The 19,893-nt window shown below is 71.8% G+C and carries 19 protein-coding genes and 6 tRNA genes; 9 read left to right on the top strand and 16 right to left on the bottom strand.

Annotation, left to right across the window (positions count from 1 at the left end; translation table 11 throughout):
• Positions 1–15: 15 nt before the first annotated feature.
• The 6 genes from RKD23_RS30995 to RKD23_RS30970 form a co-directional block, all read right to left on the bottom strand.
• Entirely contained in the window at positions 16–609 is a 594-nt protein-coding gene (locus RKD23_RS30995; protein ID WP_424856688.1) for a hypothetical protein, read from the bottom strand.
• Between the two features lie 10 nt (positions 610–619).
• The gene (locus tag RKD23_RS30990) at positions 620–1,495 is read right to left on the bottom strand and encodes a carbohydrate ABC transporter permease (protein ID WP_424856687.1); all 876 of its coding nucleotides are present in this window, start codon (positions 1,493–1,495) and stop codon (positions 620–622) included.
• Positions 1,492–2,448, bottom strand: a complete 957-nt coding sequence (locus RKD23_RS30985) for a carbohydrate ABC transporter permease (RefSeq protein WP_424856686.1) — start codon at positions 2,446–2,448, stop codon at positions 1,492–1,494. Before RKD23_RS30985 ends, RKD23_RS30990 begins: the two co-directional genes overlap by 4 nt.
• Positions 2,449–2,462: 14 nt before the next feature.
• Positions 2,463–3,749 (bottom strand): ABC transporter substrate-binding protein, encoded by a 1,287-nt coding sequence (locus tag RKD23_RS30980; protein WP_424856685.1) that lies wholly within the window; start codon positions 3,747–3,749, stop codon positions 2,463–2,465.
• A 2,612-nt stretch (positions 3,750–6,361) separates the two neighbouring features.
• Positions 6,362–6,433, bottom strand: a tRNA-Val gene (locus RKD23_RS30975).
• A gap of 76 nt (positions 6,434–6,509) precedes the next feature.
• Positions 6,510–6,980: a TIGR02611 family protein gene (locus RKD23_RS30970; RefSeq protein ID WP_424856684.1), complete on the bottom strand. Its 471-nt coding sequence runs from the start codon at positions 6,978–6,980 to the stop codon at positions 6,510–6,512.
• A 190-nt stretch (positions 6,981–7,170) separates the two neighbouring features.
• On the opposite strand from RKD23_RS30970, the gene RKD23_RS30965 reads away from it, so the two are divergent.
• Together RKD23_RS30965 and RKD23_RS30960 are read left to right on the top strand one after the other, a co-directional pair.
• Entirely contained in the window at positions 7,171–7,584 is a 414-nt protein-coding gene (locus RKD23_RS30965; RefSeq protein WP_004002642.1) for an SsgA family sporulation/cell division regulator, read from the top strand.
• Between the two features lie 321 nt (positions 7,585–7,905).
• Positions 7,906–8,463 (top strand): CGNR zinc finger domain-containing protein, encoded by a 558-nt coding sequence (locus tag RKD23_RS30960; protein ID WP_424856683.1) that lies wholly within the window; start codon positions 7,906–7,908, stop codon positions 8,461–8,463.
• A gap of 73 nt (positions 8,464–8,536) precedes the next feature.
• On the opposite strand, the gene RKD23_RS30955 is transcribed toward RKD23_RS30960, so the two are convergent.
• Both RKD23_RS30955 and RKD23_RS30950 read right to left on the bottom strand, forming a co-directional pair.
• Entirely contained in the window at positions 8,537–8,689 is a 153-nt protein-coding gene (locus tag RKD23_RS30955; protein WP_356689695.1) for a hypothetical protein, read from the bottom strand.
• A 225-nt stretch (positions 8,690–8,914) separates the two neighbouring features.
• A complete protein-coding gene (locus RKD23_RS30950) occupies positions 8,915–9,355 on the bottom strand; it encodes a hypothetical protein (RefSeq protein ID WP_424856682.1) in 441 nt (146 codons plus the stop codon).
• 376 nt (positions 9,356–9,731) lie between these two features.
• On the opposite strand from RKD23_RS30950, the gene RKD23_RS30945 reads away from it, so the two are divergent.
• On the top strand, positions 9,732–10,262 hold the full coding sequence (locus RKD23_RS30945) for a DsbA family protein (protein ID WP_424856681.1): 531 nt from the start codon (positions 9,732–9,734) through the stop codon (positions 10,260–10,262).
• 133 nt (positions 10,263–10,395) lie between these two features.
• On the opposite strand, the gene RKD23_RS30940 is transcribed toward RKD23_RS30945, so the two are convergent.
• Genes RKD23_RS30940 through RKD23_RS30930 form a run of 3 tightly spaced genes read right to left on the bottom strand, consistent with a single transcriptional unit; the run spans position 10,396 to position 13,140 of the window.
• Positions 10,396–11,220, bottom strand: coding sequence for a GNAT family N-acetyltransferase (locus RKD23_RS30940; RefSeq protein ID WP_424856680.1), 825 nt, complete (start codon positions 11,218–11,220; stop codon positions 10,396–10,398).
• Positions 11,221–11,274: 54 nt separating this feature from the next.
• Entirely contained in the window at positions 11,275–12,096 is an 822-nt protein-coding gene (locus RKD23_RS30935; protein ID WP_424856679.1) for an aminotransferase class IV, read from the bottom strand.
• A 3-nt stretch (positions 12,097–12,099) separates the two neighbouring features.
• On the bottom strand, positions 12,100–13,140 hold the full coding sequence (locus RKD23_RS30930) for a chorismate-binding protein (protein ID WP_424856678.1): 1,041 nt from the start codon (positions 13,138–13,140) through the stop codon (positions 12,100–12,102).
• Between the two features lie 178 nt (positions 13,141–13,318).
• On the opposite strand from RKD23_RS30930, the gene RKD23_RS30925 reads away from it, so the two are divergent.
• The 5 genes from RKD23_RS30925 to RKD23_RS30905 all read left to right on the top strand — a co-directional run bounded on the left by RKD23_RS30925 (position 13,319) and on the right by RKD23_RS30905 (position 13,800).
• Positions 13,319–13,391 (top strand) — tRNA-Gly (locus RKD23_RS30925).
• 38 nt (positions 13,392–13,429) lie between these two features.
• Positions 13,430–13,503 (top strand) — tRNA-Cys (locus RKD23_RS30920).
• 1 nt (position 13,504) lies between these two features.
• Positions 13,505–13,576, top strand: a tRNA-Val gene (locus RKD23_RS30915).
• 45 nt (positions 13,577–13,621) lie between these two features.
• A tRNA-Val gene (locus RKD23_RS30910) sits at positions 13,622–13,693 on the top strand.
• A 35-nt stretch (positions 13,694–13,728) separates the two neighbouring features.
• A tRNA-Val gene (locus tag RKD23_RS30905) sits at positions 13,729–13,800 on the top strand.
• A gap of 53 nt (positions 13,801–13,853) precedes the next feature.
• Here RKD23_RS30905 and RKD23_RS30900 read toward each other — a convergent pair.
• The 3 genes from RKD23_RS30900 to RKD23_RS30890 all read right to left on the bottom strand — a co-directional run bounded on the left by RKD23_RS30900 (position 13,854) and on the right by RKD23_RS30890 (position 15,755).
• Positions 13,854–14,147: a zf-TFIIB domain-containing protein gene (locus RKD23_RS30900; protein ID WP_424856677.1), complete on the bottom strand. Its 294-nt coding sequence runs from the start codon at positions 14,145–14,147 to the stop codon at positions 13,854–13,856.
• Between the two features lie 98 nt (positions 14,148–14,245).
• On the bottom strand, positions 14,246–15,184 hold the full coding sequence (locus RKD23_RS30895) for a phosphotransferase family protein (RefSeq protein WP_424856676.1): 939 nt from the start codon (positions 15,182–15,184) through the stop codon (positions 14,246–14,248).
• Between the two features lie 364 nt (positions 15,185–15,548).
• Positions 15,549–15,755, bottom strand: a complete 207-nt coding sequence (locus RKD23_RS30890; protein ID WP_404043027.1) for a hypothetical protein — start codon at positions 15,753–15,755, stop codon at positions 15,549–15,551.
• A gap of 584 nt (positions 15,756–16,339) precedes the next feature.
• On the opposite strand from RKD23_RS30890, the gene RKD23_RS30885 reads away from it, so the two are divergent.
• Entirely contained in the window at positions 16,340–17,770 is a 1,431-nt protein-coding gene (locus RKD23_RS30885) for a protein kinase domain-containing protein (RefSeq protein ID WP_424858377.1), read from the top strand.
• Positions 17,771–17,773: 3 nt separating this feature from the next.
• Here the strand turns inward: RKD23_RS30885 and RKD23_RS30880 are convergent, their stop codons facing one another.
• Both RKD23_RS30880 and cobA read right to left on the bottom strand, forming a co-directional pair.
• Positions 17,774–18,592, bottom strand: a complete 819-nt coding sequence (locus RKD23_RS30880; RefSeq protein WP_424856675.1) for a TrmH family RNA methyltransferase — start codon at positions 18,590–18,592, stop codon at positions 17,774–17,776.
• Between the two features lie 54 nt (positions 18,593–18,646).
• Entirely contained in the window at positions 18,647–19,879 is a 1,233-nt protein-coding gene (gene cobA / locus RKD23_RS30875) for a uroporphyrinogen-III C-methyltransferase (RefSeq protein WP_424856674.1), read from the bottom strand.
• Positions 19,880–19,893: the final 14 nt, after the last annotated feature.

Below are 19,893 nucleotides of genomic sequence, written 5' to 3'. Positions count from 1 at the left end.
CGGACGGGACTGGACTCAGCGGTTGCGGTACCGCTCCTCCACGGCGACGGCGGCCGCCGCGACGGCGCCCAGCACGGGCACCGCCAGCGGGGCGATCAGCCAGCCGGACAGGACGACGACCACCACTCCCCCGACGATCAGGAAGGACCCGGCGGGATCGAGCAGGGTGCGCCGGACCGCGGCGGCGAGCAGCGCCCGCCAGGCCGCGCCGGGTGTCCAGGTCGCCGCCGCGCGCATCCCGGCGACGGCGGCGGCGAGAAGCGCGAGCAGGCCGACCGCTCCGACCAGCGGTCCACCGGGAAGCCCGGCCCGCGCGGCCTGTACGTCCAGCCATACGGCGGCCAGGGCGGCCCAGCCGGCGAGGCCCACGAGCCATCCCCCGCGCAGGGCCGCCCGGAAGTCGGCGGCGAACTCCTTGATGCCACCGGCCTCATGGGCGATACGGCGGCGCAGATGGCCGGCGCCCGCGGCGAACGCGGCCGGGTAGGTGACCACGCCGAGCGAGGCGACCGCGATCCACACACCCGTGAGCAGACACTCGGCGAAGACCCCGAACCGCTCGTTGAACACGGACTCCTTGCGGGCCTTCACCCGCATCTGCTGCGCCATGAGGTCGGCCTCAGCCCTTCAGTCCGGAGGTCGCCATACCGTCGATGAGGTAGCGCTGGAAGGCCGCGAAGAAGGCGATGACCGGCACGAGCGCCACCAGCGACATCGCGATCATGCTGCCGTAGTTGGAGATGCCCTCCTGGTCGCGGAACATCATCAGGCCGAGCGAGACGGTGTACTTCTCGGGGGTGTTGAGGTAGATCAACGGCCCCATGAAGTCGTTCCAGGCGTTGATGAAGGTGAAGATGGCGCTGGTGATGATGGCGGGACGGCTCAGGGGCAGCACGATGGACCAGTAGGTCCTCAGGTGCCCGCAGCCGTCGAGCTTGGCGGCCTCGTCCAGCTCACGCGGCAGCCCGCGCATGAACTGCACCATCAGGAAGACGAAGAACGCCTCCGTCGCCAGGAACTTGCCCGCGACGAGCGGCACCAGGGTGTCGGTGAGCTCCAGGTTCCTGAAGAGCACGTACTGCGGGATGAGCAGCACGTGGTACGGCAGCAGCAGCGTGCCGATCATCATCGTGAAGAGCAGGTTCCGCCCAGCGAACCGGATCTTGGCGAAGGCGTACGCGGTCAGCGAGCTCGACAGCACGACTCCGACGACGGCGAGGCCCGCGTACATCAGCGAGTTCCCGAAGAAGGTGCTGATGGAGATGCCGGAGATACCGTCGGCCAGTCCGGAGAAGTTCTCCCAGACGGGGTCGGTGGGCAGCAGGTCGAGGCTGGCGATGATGTCCTTGCTCGGCTTGAACGAGGCACCGACCACCCAGATCACGGGGTACAGGACGACCGCGAGGACGGCGAGCGCGCCCACGTGCCAGGCGATCGATCCGGTGCGCCGCCGCTCGGCGGCGCCGCGCACGGCAGGTGTGGTGGCAGTGGTCACTTGGCGGCCTCCTCGTAGTGCACCCACTTCTTCTGCGACCAGAACAGGACCGCCGTGACGAGCGCCACCGCGACCACCAGCGTCCAGGCCATGGCGGAGGCGAAGCCCATCTGGGCCTCCTTGAAGCCCTTCTGGTAGAGGTAACAGGTGTAGACGAGCGTGGCGTCGGCCGGCCCGCACCGGGTGTCGGAGACGACGTACGCGGAGCCGAACACCTGGAACGCGTGGATGGACTCCAGCAGCACGTTGAAGAACAGCACCGGGGAAATCATCGGCAGCGTGATGTTCCAGAACCGTCGCAGTGGCCCGGCCCCGTCCACCTCGGCGGCCTCGTACAGCTCCTGCGGGACCTGCTTCAGGCCGGCCAGGAAGATGACCATCGGGGCGCCGAACTGCCAGATGCTCAGGGCGACCAGGGCGTAGAGGACGTAGTCGGGGTTGCCGATCCAGCCGCCGACGTCGAACCCGAAGACCTTCTGCATACGGTCCACGACGGCGTCGTCCGAAAAAAGCGCCCGCCACACGAAGCCCACGGACACGCTGGCGCCGATCAGGGAGGGCATGTAGAACGCGGCCCGGTACAGGCCCTGGCCGCGCCGCTTCTGCGCGAGCAGCAGCGCCACACCGAGGGCGAGCAGCAGCTTCAGCGGCGTGGCCACGACGACGTACTTCAGGGTGACCTCGACCGACTTCTGCCAGCGCGGGTCCTGGAACATCGTCGTGAAGTTGTCCAGCCCCACCCACTTCGGTGGCGTGAACAGGTTGTAGCTGGTGAACGCGTAGTACAGCGACGCGATCATCGGCCCCGCCGTGAGCAGCAGGAATCCCGCGATCCACGGCGACATGAAGAGATAGCCGGCGAGGTTCTCGCGGCGCCGCCCGCGCCGCCCCGCGGCGGGAGCGGCGGGCCGCTTCCCGGCCGGGCGCGCGGGCGCTTCCTTGACGAGCGTCATGGTGGTACGTCCCCTCAGCCCGCGAACGCGGCCTTGGCCTCGCTGAACAGCGCCTTGGCGGCGTCGGACGGCTTGGTCTTGCCCTGGGCGACCTCGCCGCCGAGACGCAGGAACGCCGACTCGATGACATCCGCTCCGGACGGGTGCGGGGTGATCTTCCCGAGCACGCCGGCCGCGGCGACCTCCTCCTCGTACGCCTTGACGCCCTTGTTGTTGTCGTCGGTGGGCGTGAACGCCTCGTACTGCTCGGTCGTGGCGAGGATGCCGCGGTCGTATCCCATGATCTTGCCGACCTCGGGGTCGTGGACCATGAAGTCGATGAACTGGGCGACCTCCTTGGGGTGCTCGGTCCCGGAGAAAGCGCTGAGCATCAGCGAGCCGAGGTACTGGCCGGTGTCCTTGCCGTTGGTGGTGGGGATCGGCGCGAGACCGTAGTCCGACTCGCCCTCACCCTCGTAACGGATGGAGAAGTTGTCCCACGTGAACTCCGAGGCGGCGAGCCCGGCCGAGAGACCGGACTTGGGCGCGACCTGCTCGATCTTCTTGGGGTCGGCGACGAGCCCGGAGCGCACGCGCTTGTAGCCGTCCTCCCACCACTGCGTCAGATCGTCCTCGGTGAAACCGAGTTCGGTGTCGGTGAAGAAGGCCTTGCCGTTCTGACGGAGATACAGGTCGTAGAGGTACATGATGGTGAAGTAGCCGGTGTCACCGGCGATCTTCAGCTTGTCCTGGATCGTCTGCAGCGCGTCGAAGTACTCGTCCCAGGTCCAGCCGAACTTCGGCGCCACGCCTGCCTTCTGGAAGGCCTTGCGGTCGATGACGAGCGCCATGGTGTTGGCGCCGACGGGAATGCCGATCTGCTTGCCGTCGACCTGACCGTTCGCCAGAACGCCGTTGCGGAAGTTCTCCAGGTTCAGATTCCCCTCGTCCGCCTGGGACTTGAGGTCCATGAGAACACCGCGCTTGTCGTACTTCCGCAGGAAGCCGACCGCATTCTGGAAAACGTCCGGCGGATTTCCACCGGAGGCCTGGGTCTGGAACTTCTCCCAGAACGCCGCGTAATCGGTGAATTCAGGCTTGATCTTGATCTTCGGGTACTTCTTCTCGAAGAGGGCGATGGTCTTCTTGATGGCGATGGTGCGCGGCTCGCCGCCCCACCACGCGTAACGGAGTGTCACCGTCCCATCGGCGGCAGTCCCTCCGCCGCCACCGCAACCGGTGGTCGCGGCCAGCCCCAGCGTCGCCGCGGAAGCCCCGGCCACCTTCAGGATCGTGCGCCTCTCAATGTTGCCCGTGCCCACAGCGAACCCCTCCCCGCAGCGTCGTTGCCGCATCATGAATCGTTTCAAGTAAGCGCTTGCCGGGACAAGTTACGGAGGGGCTCGGGGTGCGTCAATGATTCGGACAGGAATTTCTTCCTGATCGGGTCGTCGGTCCAGTGGCTCGGTGGGGCGAGGTGGCCGCGGTGGGCTGGCGTTATTGCAGGTGAGCGGGGTGGGTTCGGCGGGTCGAACGGGAGTGGGCTTGTCGTACGGGGGTTGGTTGCGGCTGGATTTCATCCCGGGGTGTGGACGGGGTGGGGGGTGTGTCGGGGGTGGGGGCGTGCGGGGAGGGGCTCCTGGATGGGGTGCGGGTGTGGGGGGCCTTGGTGCGAGCGCTGGGGTGAGTGCGAGGTCGGGGCGCCGGCGGGGCGTGGAAGGCACGGCCTGGGCTGCGGGACGGCTCGGGGCACGGTGCGCGCTGGTGGAGGGCGCAGGGGGCATGAGGCGTCCGCGTGGATGCGTGAGCTCACAACGGGACCGGAGGAGGGTCTACGGGGTCGGGAGCGGGCTGGCTGGAGGGCGCGGGGGTGCCCCGGGGGCGGTGGAGGCGGGCGCACCTGGGAGGGGGTCGGCTGGTGGATGCGGGCTTGCCCCCGGGGCGGCGGGGCGGGCGTACCTGCGAGCGGGTCGGCTGGTGGATGCGGGCGTGCCCCGGGGGCGGCGGGGCGGGCGTACCTGCGAGCGGGTCGGCTGGTGGGTGCGGGCTCGCCCCGGGGGCGGGCGCACCTGCGAGCGGGTCGGCTGGAGGATGCGGGCTTGCCCCCGGGGCGGCAGGGCGGGCGCACCTGCGAGCGGGTCGGCTGGTGGATGGGGCTCGCCCCGGGGGCGGCGGGAACTTGGCCAAGTGCGGGGTAGGGGCCGTTCAGGGACGCGGGTCACCTCGGCGAGGAGGCGCGAGGTCACGCCGCCTGGGGCGGGCTTGGCCACGGCGCCGAGGCCTGCACTTCCGAGGTCACGGCGCCTCAGAGGGAGGGCGGTAGGCGGTGGCGCCACGAGACCGGACGCCCAGGTCACTGCCCCTCGGAAGGGGACGCGGGTGCGAGTGGCACTACTGGAGGGCGTGGGGGCTGAGCGCGCCTGGTGGGGCCGTGAATCCCGCTGGAGAACTCGGTGCGAAGGCATGGCCTTGAGGACGCTCGGGGCACGGCACCTCGGCGGGAAGGCCGCGCAGCACAGCGGTCGGTGGGGGCGTGCTGGTCGCGCCACGGAGGGGACGCTCAGGTCAGCGCCCAGAGGGCGCTGAGGCGGCCGCCAGCGCCTCAGCCGAGGGTGAGGAGCGGGCGCCCTCTGGAGGGGCCAGCGGGGCGTGAGCGCGCCGCTGGGGCAGCGGTACGAGGCCATGGCCGTGGGTGCGCATGGCGCCTCGGCGGAAGGCCCGAAGCACGGCGCCACTGCGGGAGCGCGCGGTTCATGACACCCCGGAGGGAAATGCCCAGGTCAAGACTGCGAAGGGAGTCCGATGCGGCCATCTCGGCCGAGAGCCCGGCCCCTGGAGGAGCGGGGCGAGGCCAGGGTCGGGGTACAGGCGGGGTCACGACGCCTCATGCCGGAAGGCACCCGGAACACCCAAGGTCACAGTGCCTCGAAGGAGGTGCACCAGGTCATGGCCCTGACCTCCGACAGAAGCCCGCTCGACCAAGGCGCGCCTCGACCGAAAGGCCGAGATCACAGCAGGTCCCCCAAGCAGCGCGCCGCGTTATGGCACCCGGCGGGAGCGCACGGGAACGCCCCACTGGAAGCGCGCGCTCGACGATGCCTCGGCCGGACCGTGCCCATAGCGCCTGCCCCGGCGAAGACGCCCTCGCCCACGGCACGTCAGCCAGAACAGCCGAGGCCAAGCTTCCCGAAGAGCGCGCTCCATCACGGCATCAGCGGGAACGTGCAAGCGCCCAGAGCCCCGGCAACAGCGCGGGGTTCATGACGCCATGAAAGAGAACACCCAGGTCACGGCACTCAGGGACAGCAAAGCGCCGCCACCAGCGCTCGCCCCCAGGGCGAGAGCCCAGCCCCGGCGCAGGGGACGGGCGTGAGCCCCTGCGGGCAACAGGTGCCAGCTCAAAGCCAAGGAGCCGCGGGACGCCTCGGCGCAGCTCCCTGGGGGACGCACCCGGGCAGTCCCCGCGGCCGGAACGCCCCAGGTCACAGTGCCTCGAAGAACGTACGCCAGATCATGGCCCCCGACGTCCGGCGGAAGCGCACTCGACCAGGGCACTCGGCCAAGAGGCCGAGGTCAGAACAACGAATGCGCACTACGGCACGGCACCCCCATGGGACCACTCGACGTCAGGCGTCCCGGAGGGACGCGCCACGTCATGGCGCCTGGCGAAGCGCCGGGGCCCCCGGTGGAAGGCTCGGCCCCACAAGCGACGCCCCAGCACACAACGCCCGCCCCGGCGCAAGCCCACTCGACCAGCGCCCCTGACCCGAAAAGCCGAGGTCAGAGCAACATCCCCGAAGGCGCGCCATCTCATGGCACCGCCGGGAAGCGCGAGGTCACCTAACACCGCCCCCACGCCCAAGCCCCTCGATCAGTACGGGCAGACATACGCCGACGGCCCGTCTGCTCTGTGCAGACGGGCCGTCGGTCCGGGTGGGCGATACTGGGTTCGAACCAGTGACCTCTTCGGTGTGAACGAAGCGCTCTCCCACTGAGCTAATCGCCCGGGCGCAGGAAGAACATTACCCCATGTCAGGGGGTGCCTGTGACCACCCCTGGCCGGCCCTGCGCCCGCTCCCGGCTCACTGGTCCTTGATCTTCCACGGCATCACGAGGCCGAACTTCCACAGGTAGAACCCGGCCAGGGCTCCGATGATCACCAGGCCGATGCTCGTCAGGATGATGTTGCGCTTGCGGACCTTGGGGTCGAGGGCCCGCTGAGCGGCCTCGGTCACCTTCCGCTTCGTCCAGCGCAGCACCAGCTGGGCCCACACGAACTCGGTCGCCCAGATCGCCATGCCGCCGAAGATCACGACCCAGCCGGGACCGGGCAACGGCAGCATGATGATGCCGGCCACCACCACCGCAAGGCCGACCACGAAGACGCCCACCTGCCAGCTCAGGTGCAGGGCCCGGCTGGCCTTGATGAACTCCGGAGCCCTGGAGCCGAGCGCGCGCTCGAGCTTGCTCCCGTCCGCTTTCGTATCGTCCACCTTCACACCGTCCGCCGCCATGGCCACTGCCTCGCCCGGCTCGTCACTCCCCGTATTCATGCCACCAAACCTACCGGACCGATTCCGGTCACCGTAATGGCCGTACTCTCCGAAGCACCCCTCGGCCGGAAGAGTTACGTAAAGACATGCAAAACACTCAGAGGGGTTTACAACGGCACCGTAGGTGGCATGTCGATTTCGCCGACGTGCGAATCCCCGAGCGCACACTGAGCGAAAGGCCCTGGCGCTTATGAACACCACGGTCAGCTGCGAGCTGCACCTGCGCCTCGTTGTGTCGAGCGAGTCCTCCCTGCCTGTCCCCGCAGGCCTGCGGTACGACACGGCCGACCCCTACGCCGTGCACGCCACCTTCCACACCGGAGCCGAGGAGACCGTCGAGTGGGTCTTCGCCCGCGACCTCCTCGCCGAGGGCCTGCACCGGCCCACGGGAACCGGCGACGTCCGTGTCTGGCCGTCGCGCAGTCATGGTCAGGGCGTCGTGTGCATCGCCCTGAGCTCCCCGGAGGGGGAGGCACTGCTCGAGGCCCCGGCGCGGGCCCTGGAGTCGTTCCTGAAGCGGACGGACGCCGCCGTTCCGCCCGGCACGGAGCACCGGCACTTCGACCTGGATCAGGAGCTCTCGCACATCCTGGCCGAGAGCTAGGCGAGCTCCTCACAGACCGCCCGGCGCCGTCCACTCGGGGAGACGGCTCGGGCTACGACAACCGCATACGGCACACACCGGCGTCGTCGCCGCGGTCCAGCACCGCGGGGTCGGCGCCGGTTGCGTGCGGTGACCGTGTGTGACGGGGGTCGCGGCGGTGCGTCCCCTGTGCCGGGAACGTCCCGGAGGCCGTGTGCGTTGTAACGGCACCGCGAGCGGTTGCGCGCGGAGGCGAGGCCCTTTCGGTGCGGCCCGGAGCCACTACCATCGGCCAGCATCGGCGGGCGCCCGCCCGACCCCCCAGGCCAGGGAGAGCGAAACGTGCTGATCACCCACGACACCCGGTGCGCCCTCGACACTGTGGTGGATCTGGTGAACACCGCACCCGAGGACGAGACCCCCGAGGGGCTCCCCGACGTGGCGGCTCTCGAGGAGTTCGTGCGCAGCCACAAGGTCAGCGACATCGGGGCGCTCTCGGAGTTCGACCTCGCCGCGGTGCGCAAGATCCGCGGGCGGTTCGCCGCGATCTTCGCGGCCCCCGACCCCCGCGCCGCCGCCGGCGCGATCAACGAGCTGGTCGCCGCCGCGGGCACCACCCCCCGCCTCACGGACCACGACGGCTACGACTGGCACGTGCACTACTTCGCCCCCGGCGCCTCCCTCTCCGACCACCTCGCGGCCGACTGCGGCATGGCGCTCGCCTTCTTCGTGGTCGCCGGCGAGCAGGAGCGGCTGCGACGCTGCGAGGCCCCCGACTGCCGGCGCGCCTTCGTCGACCTCTCCCGCAATCGCTCCCGGCGTTACTGCGACAGCCGCACCTGCGGCAACCGGCTGCACGTCGCCGCGTACCGGGCCCGCCGCAAGGAGGCCGCCGGCTGAGCCCTGCCGACAGGTCGCCGGTCGAATGCCGTCGTCGTCCCCGGCGGGTGACGCCGGGGACCACGGGTACGGCTCACAGCAACAGCAGGTCGTGCAGCGCGGCCATGAGCAGCAGACTCCCGATCACCGCAAGGAAGATCATCAGCGGTGGCTGGGAAAGGGCGAAGAGGCATCCGCGCGGCTCGTCCTTCGGCGGCGCGGCATCGCTCTGTGTCGTGTCCAGCATCTCGCGGGCGATGATGGCGCAATCGGCACCCTTGACGCGCTCAACACGCCCGGATTGCCGGGTAGTTCGCCGGATTCCGTGAAGTGCGTGCGTGCGCGGGGTCGACCGAAGCCCGGCGTGTCGCACATACGGTCGACTGGTTCGATTCAGTCGACCCCGTCGTTTCGGCCGAGCCGGAGGTCGCCTCGGTAGGACCCGGTGGCCGCGTCACGCCGCGGCCGGGGTTCATATGCCGTGCTTCTTGAGGATCGCCTCGATGTCGCTGAAGTCCTCGGAGTCGCCTCGCGTCGTGGTCTGGGGGCGGGGCGCTGTCCGTGCGGTCGGGCCGAGGGAAGGGGCCGAGGCCTGCGGGGCGACGGCCTCACGCTGGGCGGCGGCCGCTGCCGCACGGCGCTCCTTGCGCGTGCCGCCCCGGCGCTTCTCCACCGCGCGTGTCACGGCGAACAGAGCCCAGGCCGCGCCGAGCACGCCGAAGCCGGCCCAGGCCGTCGGACTGAAGGCGGTGTCGACGAGCCAGTCGACCACGCCGGTCATCGCCAGGCCGAGCGGCACGAGGGCGTAGGCCGCGATACGGGCTGCCGCCAGGAAGCGGCGGCGGTACGCGGTGACCGCGGCGATGCCGAGGCCGGCCGCGGCGACGGCTGAACACACGGTCTCGGCAATCATCCGGTCCTCCAGGCGACACTCGGTCGGGCAAGCGGTTCGTCCCCTCCATCGTGCACCTCCCGCCCCCGGCCAGGCCATCTTCCGGCCGGACATCAGGGACATCTCCGGGTCGGCTCCTCCGCGAGTCGGGGTCGGCGTCCGGGACGCCCCCCCGGCTCTCCGACCAGGACGCGCCCCTCGCCCCTCCGGTCGGCCCCACCGGCTCTCCGCCCGGGAGACACCCCCGGCTCCCCGTCCAGGACGCGCCCCTCATCCCTCCGGTCGGCCCCGCCCGCGTCACCAGCGCCGCCCCTGCCCAGGTCACCCCTTCCTGGGCACCCCTCCCCCACCCCCAGCCCGATTGGGTCCGCTCCCCCGCGGCTGGGAGACTGGCCCCATGAGCGACAACTCCTCCGCGGCCACGCGTCCCACGACCCTTGTTCTCGACTTCTGGTGCGATCTGCAGTGCCCGGACTGCCGTACCGCGCTGGACGACCTCCGTGCCCTCCGCGCCCGTTACGGCGACCGGCTGGAGGTGCGGCTGCGGCACTTCCCGCTGGAGAAGAACAAGTACGCCTTCGCCACCGCGCAGGCCGCCGAGGAGGCCGGCGAGCAGGGGCAGGGCTGGCCGTACGTCGAGGCGGTGCTGGGCCGGGTCGAGGAACTGGGCCGCAAGGGCGAGGCCTTCCTCGTCGAGGTGGCGCGTGAACTCGGCCTGGACGCCGAGGAATTCGACACCGCGCTGATCGACGGCCGGCACATCCTGATCGTCGACGCCGACCAGGCGGAGGGCAAGGCGCTCGGTGTCACCGGCACGCCGACCTACGTCATCGGCGGGGAGCGCCTCGACGGCGGCAAGAGCCAGGAGGGCCTGCGCGAGCGCATCGAGGAGATCGCGGACCGCCTCCTGGCCGAGCAGCAGGGCTGAGCGACGGCCGAACGACAGCAGCGACACCCAAGCGAAGGGACCACCCGCCGGGACCGCCCGCCAAGCCCTCGGGACAGGCCCCCGGAACAGGCCCTCACCCCCAACAGCCGGCCCATCCCCCGAGGGTCCGCCCTCACAGCAGCGGCTTGTACATCACGTACCCCACCGTCCGGTACCCGAGGGACTCGTACAGCCGCTCCGCCGGGGTGTTGCCGGCGAACACGTTGAGGCCGACGATCCGCTTGCCCGCGGCCGCCGCCTGGGACTCGGCGAGGAGCATCAGGGAGCGGCCGTGCCCGCGGCCCCGGAAGCGGGCGTCGGTCTCGACGTCGTAGACGTAGGCCCGGTCGGTGTCGAGGGCCAGCCAGAGCGTGCCGACGGGGGTGCCCTCGTGTTCCAGGACGCTCAGCAGGACCCCGGGGGTGTCGGTGCCGTGCGGAAGGGCGTTGGCGTGGTCGCGGCGGGCCTTGGCCCAGGCCTCGTCCTCGGGGACGCCGCGGGAGATCCACTCGCGGGCGTAGTCGGCCATGCCCTGTTGGTTCCAGGGCCCGAACTCGGCCTCGGTCATCGGCCGGGCCCGGCTGCCCTCGGGCAGGGCCGGTGCGGTGGTGCCGAGGTGTTTCTCCATGCCGCGGTTGCGGTGGACGTATCCGAGGGCCGTGACGAGCCGGAGCAGCTCCTGGGCCTTGGCGGGCACGGAGACTTCGATGCGGGCGCAGCCCCAGCCGCGGGCCACCTCCTCCGCGGCGAGCGCCGCCACGGTGCCCCGGCCTCGCCCGCGGTCGGGTTCCGCGATGCGCAGGTCGCGGATCTGCGCGACGGCGGGCCCGAACACGGGGTGGGTGGTCAGGTGTATCGCGCCGACGGGACGACTGTTCACGCACACGTTGAAGTGGCGTGACAGAGCCCCGTCGGCGGCGCGCTGAAGCGGCTCGGTCGGCCGCAGGGTCGTGGTCATCACGGGTGTTCTACCCGCTGACGCGCCCTGCGGCAGCTGGATTTCACACCAGCTCTACGGGTCGAGGTCGTCGCCCGCGCGCTCGTCGAAGATCCGCATGGCCTTGGCCGTCACCGGGCCGGGCGTGCCGGGCAGTTCGCGGTCGTCGACGCGGTGCACGGCCTGGATGTCGCGGAGGGTGGAGGTGAGGAAGACCTCGTCGGCCCGTTCCAGGACGTCCAGCGGGAGGTCGGTCTCCTTGGCGCCGGTCCACTCCACGGCCAGTTCGCGGGTGATGCCGGCGAGGCAGCCGGAGGCGAGCGGCGGGGTGTGGATCTCGCCGTCCAGGACGACGAAGACGTTGGAGCCGGTGCCCTCGCAGAGCTGTCCGACGGTGTTGGCGAACAGCGCCTCGGAGGCGCCGTGCTCGTGGGCGCGGGCGAGGGCGACGACGTTCTCGGCGTACGAGGTGGTCTTCAGGCCGGTGAGCGCGCCGCGTTCGTTGCGGGTCCAGGGCACGGTGATCGCGGCGGTGGTGTCGGGGCGGCGGGTGGTCTCGCCGAGGGCCACGACCAGGGTGGGGCCGTGCTCGCCGCGGTCGGAGCCGAGGGGGCCGTGGCCGCCGGTGTAGGTGACGCGGAGCCGGCCGAGCGGCATCGGGTTGGCCTCGATGACGGCGGCGCAGGCGCGGCGCACCTCGTCGAGGTCGGGGTCGGGCAGGCCGAGGCCGCGGGCGGAGCGGGTGAGCCGGGCGAGGTGCCGGGTCAGGGCGAAGGTACGGCCCTCGGTCACCTTCATCGTCTCGAAGATGCCGTCGCCGACGGTCAGCCCGTGGTCGAAGACGGATACGCGGGCGGACTCGATGTCCTGCAGCCCGCCGTCCAGCCAGATCTTCACTATCTAGAGCCCCTCTCCGCTCACCTCGTACGTGCCCGACGCTATCGCGAGCAGCCGGGACGCCTTCAGTTCGGTCTCCCGCCACTCCCCCTCGGGGTCGGAGCCCCAGGTGATGCCGGCGCCGGTGCCGAAGCGCAGCATTCCGGCGGACCGGTCGATCCAGAAGGTGCGGATGCCGACGGCCAGCTCGGCCGTGCCGCGGTCGGCGTCGACCCAGCCGATGCCGCCGCAGTAGGGGCCGCGGGGGGCGGTCTCCAGTGCCTCGATGATCCGCAGAGCGCTCGACTTGGGTGCGCCGGTGACCGAGCCGGGTGGGAAGGCGGCGGCCAGCAGCTCCGGCCAGCCGGCGTCGTCGCGCAGCTCGCCGCGCACGGTGGAGACGAGGTGGACCAGACCCGGGTGCTTCTCCACGACGCACAGGTCGGGGACCGTCACAGTGCCGGTGGCGCACACGCGCCCGATGTCGTTGCGGACCAGGTCCACGATCATGACGTTCTCGGCGTAGTCCTTCTCCAGGAGGTCCGCCTCGGTGCGTCCGGTGCCCTTGATCGGCCCGGACTCCACGGTCCGTCCCGCCCGGCGCAGGAACAGCTCCGGGGAGGCGGTGGCCGTCTCCACGCCGTGCTCTGGCAGCCGGATCGTTCCTGCGTACGGTGCCGGGTTGCCGCGGGAGAGCAGGGCGGTCAGCGCGTCCACGTCCGCGTCCGGGGCGACGGGCGCGGACAGCACGCGGCAGAGGTTGGCCTGGTAGACCTCGCCGCGCGCGATGTGCTCGCGGACGCGGCGTACGCCCGCCGTGTACCCGGCCCGGTCGAGGGACGACGTCCAGTCGTCGGCCGCCGGTCCCCGCCAGGCGCCCGGCACGGGCGCGGGCACGGGCTCCTCGCGTACGTCGGCGAAGCGGGCGCAGGTCAGCCGGCCCTCGAAGTCCGCGACGACGGCCCAGAAGCCGGCGGAGTCGAGTGCCTCGGGGTCGTCGGTGACGTCGAGGAGGCCGGTGGCGACGCGGTCGCCGAAACGGGCCAGAGGAGCGAGGTCGAGCACGGTGTCGAGTCTAGGGCGGGTGTCCTGTGGGTGACCCCGGCGTGACCTGCGGGCCGGTCCGCGGGGGCTGGTGGCCGGGTGCACCGCAGCACGCTGCGCAAACGCGTTTTTGTACTGGCCGGGGAATCCGCTAGAGTTCAACACGTCGCCGGGACGCGGAAGCGGACCGAAACGACAAGCGGACGTAGCTCAGTTGGTAGAGCGCAACCTTGCCAAGGTTGAGGTCGCGAGTTCGAGCCTCGTCGTCCGCTCGAAGGAAGAAGGGGGTTTCCCGATCCCCTACACTCCTGGTGGAGTGGCCGAGAGGCGAGGCAACGGCCTGCAAAGCCGTCTACACGGGTTCAAATCCCGTCTCCACCTCCAAGGACGATTAGCTCAGCGGGAGAGCGCTTCCCTGACACGGAAGAGGTCACTGGTTCAATCCCAGTATCGTCCACTGGGTCTTCTCGAAGGCCTTATGATCTTCTCGAAAGATCACCCCGCGCGATTAGCTCAGCGGGAGAGCGCTTCCCTGACACGGAAGAGGTCACTGGTTCAATCCCAGTATCGCGCACGCAGTGCCCCTGACCTGCGGGTCCAGGGTCCCGAGGACGATTAGCTCAGCGGGAGAGCGCTTCCCTGACACGGAAGAGGTCACTGGTTCAATCCCAGTATCGTCCACACACCGAAGCCCCCCGGTCCTGCGACCGGGGGGCTTCTTCGTGGTCCGCGGCTCAGCTGGAGAAGAGCATGCGGCCGAAGCTCTTGTTGCGGTGGTGGCCGCCGTAGTGGCCGCCGCCGTGCTGGGCGCCCCAGGCGGGGGCCGGCGGGGCGGGGTAGGCCTGCGGAGGGGCCGGGGCGACGGGCGGTGCGGGCGGGGCGGGCTGGGTCCACTGGGCCTCCAGCCGGGTCAGCGCCTCGAGCTCGCCGTAGTCGAGGAAGATCCCGCGGCAGTTGGAGCACTGCTCGATCTGGACACCGTTGCGGTTGTAGGTGTGCATCGCGCCGTGGCACTTCGGACACTGCATGGTCGGCTCAACTCCTCGCCGGTCGGTCCTGCTTCGTGAAGATCCAGGACTTCGTCTATCTCCAGCACAGACTCCGTCGTCGCGTCGCCGGTTGCACGCTACTTCGCGAAACTCGTCGTCAACTGCGGTGATACGGAACACATGCGCGCACAGGCGTCGATCAGCGCCTGCTCCACCTCGTCCAGGTCGCGGTCCGCCGCGACGGCCTTGGTGATGGCCAGGGCCGCCGTCTGCACGGTCAGGGCGCGCGCCGGGACGTCCAGGGCGGGCCATGGGTCGCCGTCCGCGGGGACGGCGAGGCCGCCGGCCTCGCGGTAGGCCGTGAGGAACCGGGTCCACTCCTCGGGCGGCAGCAGACCGCAGGCGTACCAGGCGGCCGGGCGGGCCAGGTCCCAGGCGGGAACGCCCGTGCCGAGGTCGTCCACGTCGATGAGCCGCCAGGGGCCGTCGGGGGCGGGGTGGCGCACCAGCTGGCCGAGGTGGAGGTCGCCGTGGCACAGGGTCGTGGTGTCCGGCATCGGTCCCTCGTCGCGGGCCCAGGCGGGGAGGGCGTCCCAGGCGCGCAGGACAGGGCCGGCGGCCGGGTGCTCCGGGGCGCCGTCGCGGAGCCGGGTCACCGCGCGTGCCGCCTTGGCCGGGCCCCGCATCGGCGGCAGCCCCGCGGGGGCGGGAGAGCGGTGCAGCACGGCGAGCAGGGCCGCGGCCGCCTCCCAGGGCGCGGCGTCCGGATCGTCGGGGTCCACGGGGTCGCCGTACGGCCAGAAGGTCACCAGCCGGCCGTGCAGCGCGGCCGGCATCGGGGAGAGCGGCGGCAGGAGCGGACCGGGCAGCGCGGCGGCCACGGCGACGCGAGGGGCGAGGTCGGCGGCGGTGGTGCCGGGGGCGTGGGCCTTCGCGACGGTGCCGGCATGGCGTACGACGGTGGCGTCGGGGCGGTCGGCGAGCGTGACGCTCGCCCCGCAGGCGCAGCTCTCGGCGCGGGGGTGGGCCGCGCCGCGGGCCTTCGCGGCCAGCTCGGACAACAGGTCTGCGGTCACATCTCCCCCGGGGTCGCTCCGGCCGCGAGCGTACGCGAGGGCGGCGCGTGAGGGCACTACGGCGGCGTGAGCCACGGTCATCAGGTCGTCGTCGGCGGACATCACGCGAGCGCGCGGTCACCGGGGCCAGGTCGGCGGCCCGCAGGTTCGGCTCCTTCGCGGCCGCCTCGCCGACCTTCGTGGCGACGACCCGGGAGTGGTCGGCGCCGTCGGGGGACACAGCAGGGCACTGCCGGAGGGAAAAGCAATGCCGGCGCAGCTCCCCAGCTGCGCCGGCATTTTGCCGTCCGCCGCACCCCCGTCCCCACGGGGTTATGGGTGGATGTCCCCGCCCGGACCGCTCTTCCGGGCCTGGGGTCGCCGCTCAGCGCCCCAGCATCACGCCCACGGACGACGCCTGTGTGGCCACCGTCTCCCAGCCGTCGAAGACGAGCAGGAGCAGGGCCGCCAGAGGAAGGGCCATGGCCGTGGCCACCAGCGGATGGCGGCGCCCGGTACGGCGCGGGTGGAAGGCGGCGTACGCCCTGCGTCCCTGACTGCGGAGCGCTGTCCGCGGTGCCGTGAAGGCCATGGTCCCTCTCCTGACCGATCTCAGTTGTCGTTGGCAAGCGGCGGGCGTCCGACCTCGGGGGACGAGTGCTGCGCCCGCCGCTTGACCTCAAATCTAGGCGCGTGGCGGGCGGCGGGCGTCATGCCCTCGTACCGATTGCCGGGCCTCCCGGAGGATGAGCTCCTCACCGGTGTGTACTCCCCTGGGTGGAGACGCGCTCCCGGGTCTCGGGGTCTTCCCGGAGGGGACGCCCCGTCTGTCCGGATTGCCGGGCCCTCCGAGCCCCCGGGGTGACGTGCCTCACTTCCGTCACCGGCGCCTGGCTGGTGCTCTTCCTTTACGTCCGTACCGGGTCCGTACAGGGTCGGCCGACGGCGGCCGGGCCCCTCTCCGCCGGCTCCGCCCGCCTTGGTCCAATCCCCTTTTCCCGGCGGGCCGTTGGGATCGGGGGCGGCTTCCGGGCGCCCGGTCCTCGTGGGCCCTGACCCTCGCTCAAGTCTCCCGGCCGGCACCGGCAATCCGTCGAATCGAGAGGGCGCGGCCTCTGCGCGCACACGGCCGCGGAAACGTAAGCTGTGCCACGTCAGACGGACCGGGCAGCGGGGATGAACATGGCGATGATGCGCCTGAGGCGCGAGGACCCGCGCGTCGTCGGCTCGTTCAAGCTGCACCGGCGGCTCGGCGCGGGCGGTATGGGGGTCGTCTATCTGGGCTCCGACCGCAAGGGGCAGCGGGTCGCACTGAAGGTGATCCGGCCCGATCTGGCGGAGGACCAGGAGTTCCGATCGCGGTTCGCGCGCGAGGTCTCCGCCGCGCGGCGCATCCGGGGCGGGTGCACGGCCCGGCTGGTCGCGGCCGATCTGGAGGCCGACCGGCCGTGGTTCGCCACGCAGTACGTGCCCGGCCCCTCCCTGCACGACAAGGTCGCCGAGGAGGGCTCGCTGTGCGCGGCGGACGTCGCCGCGGTCGGGGCCGCGCTGTCCGAGGGGCTCGTCGCCGTCCATGAGGCCGGTGTGGTGCACCGGGACCTCAAGCCGTCCAACATCCTGCTGTCCCCCAAGGGGCCGCGGATCATCGACTTCGGCATCGCCTGGGCGACCGGGGCCTCCACCCTCACCCACGTCGGCACGGCCGTCGGCTCCCCCGGCTTCCTCGCGCCCGAGCAGGTGCGCGGCGCCGCGGTCACGCCCGCCACCGACGTCTTCTCGCTGGGTGCCACTCTCGCTTACGCCTGCACCGGCGACTCCCCCTTCGGACACGGCAGTTCGGAGGTGATGCTGTACCGCGTGGTGCACGAGGAGCCCCAGCTGCACGGCGTCCCCGACGCGCTGGCGCCGCTCGTGCGGGCCTGCCTGGCGAAGGACCCCGAGGAGCGGCCCAGCACCCTCGACCTGTCGTTGCGGCTGAAGGAGATCGCGGCCCGCGAGGCGCAGGTCCTGCTCGACGGGCGGCCGCCCGCGCCGCGCACGCCCGAGCCGGACCGGCCCACCGGGCGGCTCGCGGACACCTACCCCGAGCAGCAGCGTGCCCAGCAGCGCAGGCCGCGGCCGCAGGGGCCCACGCCCGAGCCCCGGCCCGCCCGGGGCTCCGCCCCCGCGCGCGGGGCGACCCCGTCCCGGGGCGGCAGTGCCTCGCGCGGCGGTACGGCCCCTCGCTCCGGCCAGACCCGGCCCACGCCGGTCCCCCGCAACACCCCCGCCACCCGGGGCTCGACGCGCGGCGGCACCGGCAGCCGGCCCGCGCCGCGTGGTGGCCGTCCGGCGCCCCGGGCCACGGGCACCAAGCTGCGCCCGGCCAACCCGCGCCTGCTGCGCCAGCGGCTGTTCGTGTTCGTCGTGGTCACGCTGCTGGTGGCCCTCGGCATCGCCGTGGTGCAGGGCTGCCAGGGCTCGGCGAGCGGGCTCGGCACCCCTGGTGGAAGCGGGACGCGCGAGCGTCAGGGGCAGTCGGTGCAGCCGTCGTACACACCGCTGGACAAGAGCGCGACGATGTCGCAGCGGTACGAGTCGACGCTGGAGATGTCCCGGCCCGAGTAGCCGCTACGCTCCCGGGCGGCCCGTCGCCACCGCGTAGAAGGCGACCGCTGCCGCCGCGCCCACATTGAGCGAGTCGACGCCGTGGGCCATGGGGATGCGGACCCATTCGTCCGCCGCGACCAGGGCCTGACGGGACAGGCCGTCGCCCTCGGCGCCCAGCATCAGGGCGACCCGGTCCATCCTGTGCGGCGCGGCCTCGTCGAGGCTCTTGGCCTTTTCGTCGGGCGTGAGGGCGAGCAGGTTGAAGCCTGCCTCCCGGACCGAGTCCAGGCCCTTGGGCCAGGTGTCGAGACGGGCGTAGGGCACGGAGAAGACGGCGCCCATGGAGACCTTGACGCTGCGGCGGTACAGCGGGTCGGCGCAGTCCGGGGACAGCAGGACCGCGTCCATGCCGAGGGCGGCCGCGGAGCGGAAGATGGCGCCGATGTTGGTGTGGTCGTTGACCGACTCCATGACGACCACGCGGCGTGCGGTGCGCAGGAGTTCGGTGGCGTCCGGGAGCGGCTTGCGCTGCATGGAGGCAAGGGCGCCGCGGTGGACGTGATAGCCGGTGACCCGCTCGGCGAGCTCCGGGCTGACCGCGTACACGGGGGCCGGGAGCTCGTCGATGACGTCGCGCATGACGTCGACCCACTTCGCCGACAGCAGCATCGAGCGCATCTCGTACCCGGCGTCCTTGGCCCGGCGGATGACCTTCTCGCCCTCCGCGATGAACAGGCCCTCGGCCGGCTCGCGCCTGCGGCGCAGCTCGACGTCGGTCAGGCCCGTGTAGTCGCGCAGGCGCGGGTCGTCGGGGTCCTCAACGGTGATGAGATCGGCCACAGGGTGATACTGCCTTGTCGTACGTGCGGTGCCAACGGGTTGGGTTACCTCGGGTTACGCCGAGGTCGCCGGGCCGACCTTGACGACCTCGCCGATGACGATCACCGCCGGGGGCTTCACGTCCTCGGCGCGGACGGTCTCGGCGACCGTGGCGAGGGTGGCGTCGACCCGGCGCTGCGCGGCCGTCGTGCCCTCCTGGACCAGGGCGACCGGGGTGTCGGGCGACTTGCCGTGGGCGACGAGGGTCTCGGCGATCTTGCCGATCTTGTCGACGCCCATGAGGACCACGAGCGTACCCGTGAGCCTCGCGAGCGACGGCCAGTCGACCAGCGAGCGCTCGTCGTCGGGGGCCACGTGGCCGCTGACGACGGTGAACTCGTGGGCCACGCCCCGGTGGGTGACCGGGATGCCGGCCGCGCCCGGGACGGAGATCGAGCTGGAGATGCCCGGGACGACCGTGCAGGGGATGCCGGCCTCGGCGAGGGCGTGCAGCTCCTCCATGCCCCGGCCGAACACGTAGGGGTCGCCGCCCTTCAGCCGTACGACGGACTTGCCCTGCTTGGCGTGCTCGATGAGGGCGTTGTTGATGGCCTCCTGGGCCATGAAGCGGCCGTACGGGATCTTCGCGGCGTCGATGACCTCGACGTGCGGGGGGAGTTCCGCGAGCAGGTCGCGCGGGCCGAGGCGGTCGGCGATGACGACGTCGGCCTCGGCGAGCAGACGGCGGCCGCGCACGGTGATCAGGTCCGGGTCGCCGGGGCCGCCGCCGACCAGGGCGACGCCCGGGGTGCGGGTGCGGTGGTGCGGGGCGACCAGGGTGCCGTCGCGCAGGCCCTCGACGACCGCGTCGCGGATGGCGGCGGTGTGGCGCGGGTCGCGGGACCTGGTGTCGGTGGTGAGGATCGCGACGGTGACGCCCTCGCTGGTGCCGGTCGCCGGGGTCCAGGCCGTGGCCGCGTCGGCGTCGTCGGAGCGCACGCACCACACGCGGTGCCGCTCGGCCTCGGCGGAGGCACGGGCGTTGGCGTCCGTGTCGCTGGTGGCGATCAGGGCGTACCAGGCGTCGGCCAGGTCGCCGTCCTCGTACGGCCGCCGCTGCCAGGTGATCTCGCCGGCGTCCGCCATGGCCTCGACCGAGGGGGTGGCCTGCGGGGACACGAGGTGGATGTCGGCGCCGGCCGCGATGAGGGCGGGGAGGCGGCGCTGGGCGACCTGGCCGCCGCCGAGGACGACGACCTTGCGGCCGGTGAGGCGGAGGCCTACCGGGTAGGCGGGGTTTTCGGCCATGAGGGGCGGCTCCT

The sequence above is a fragment of the Streptomyces sp. SAI-170 genome, from assembly GCF_049739565.1.
Taxonomy (GTDB): domain Bacteria; phylum Actinomycetota; class Actinomycetes; order Streptomycetales; family Streptomycetaceae; genus Streptomyces.
The sequence above is the reverse complement of the archived record's forward strand: the minus strand, read 5'-3'. Positions and strand labels throughout refer to the sequence as shown.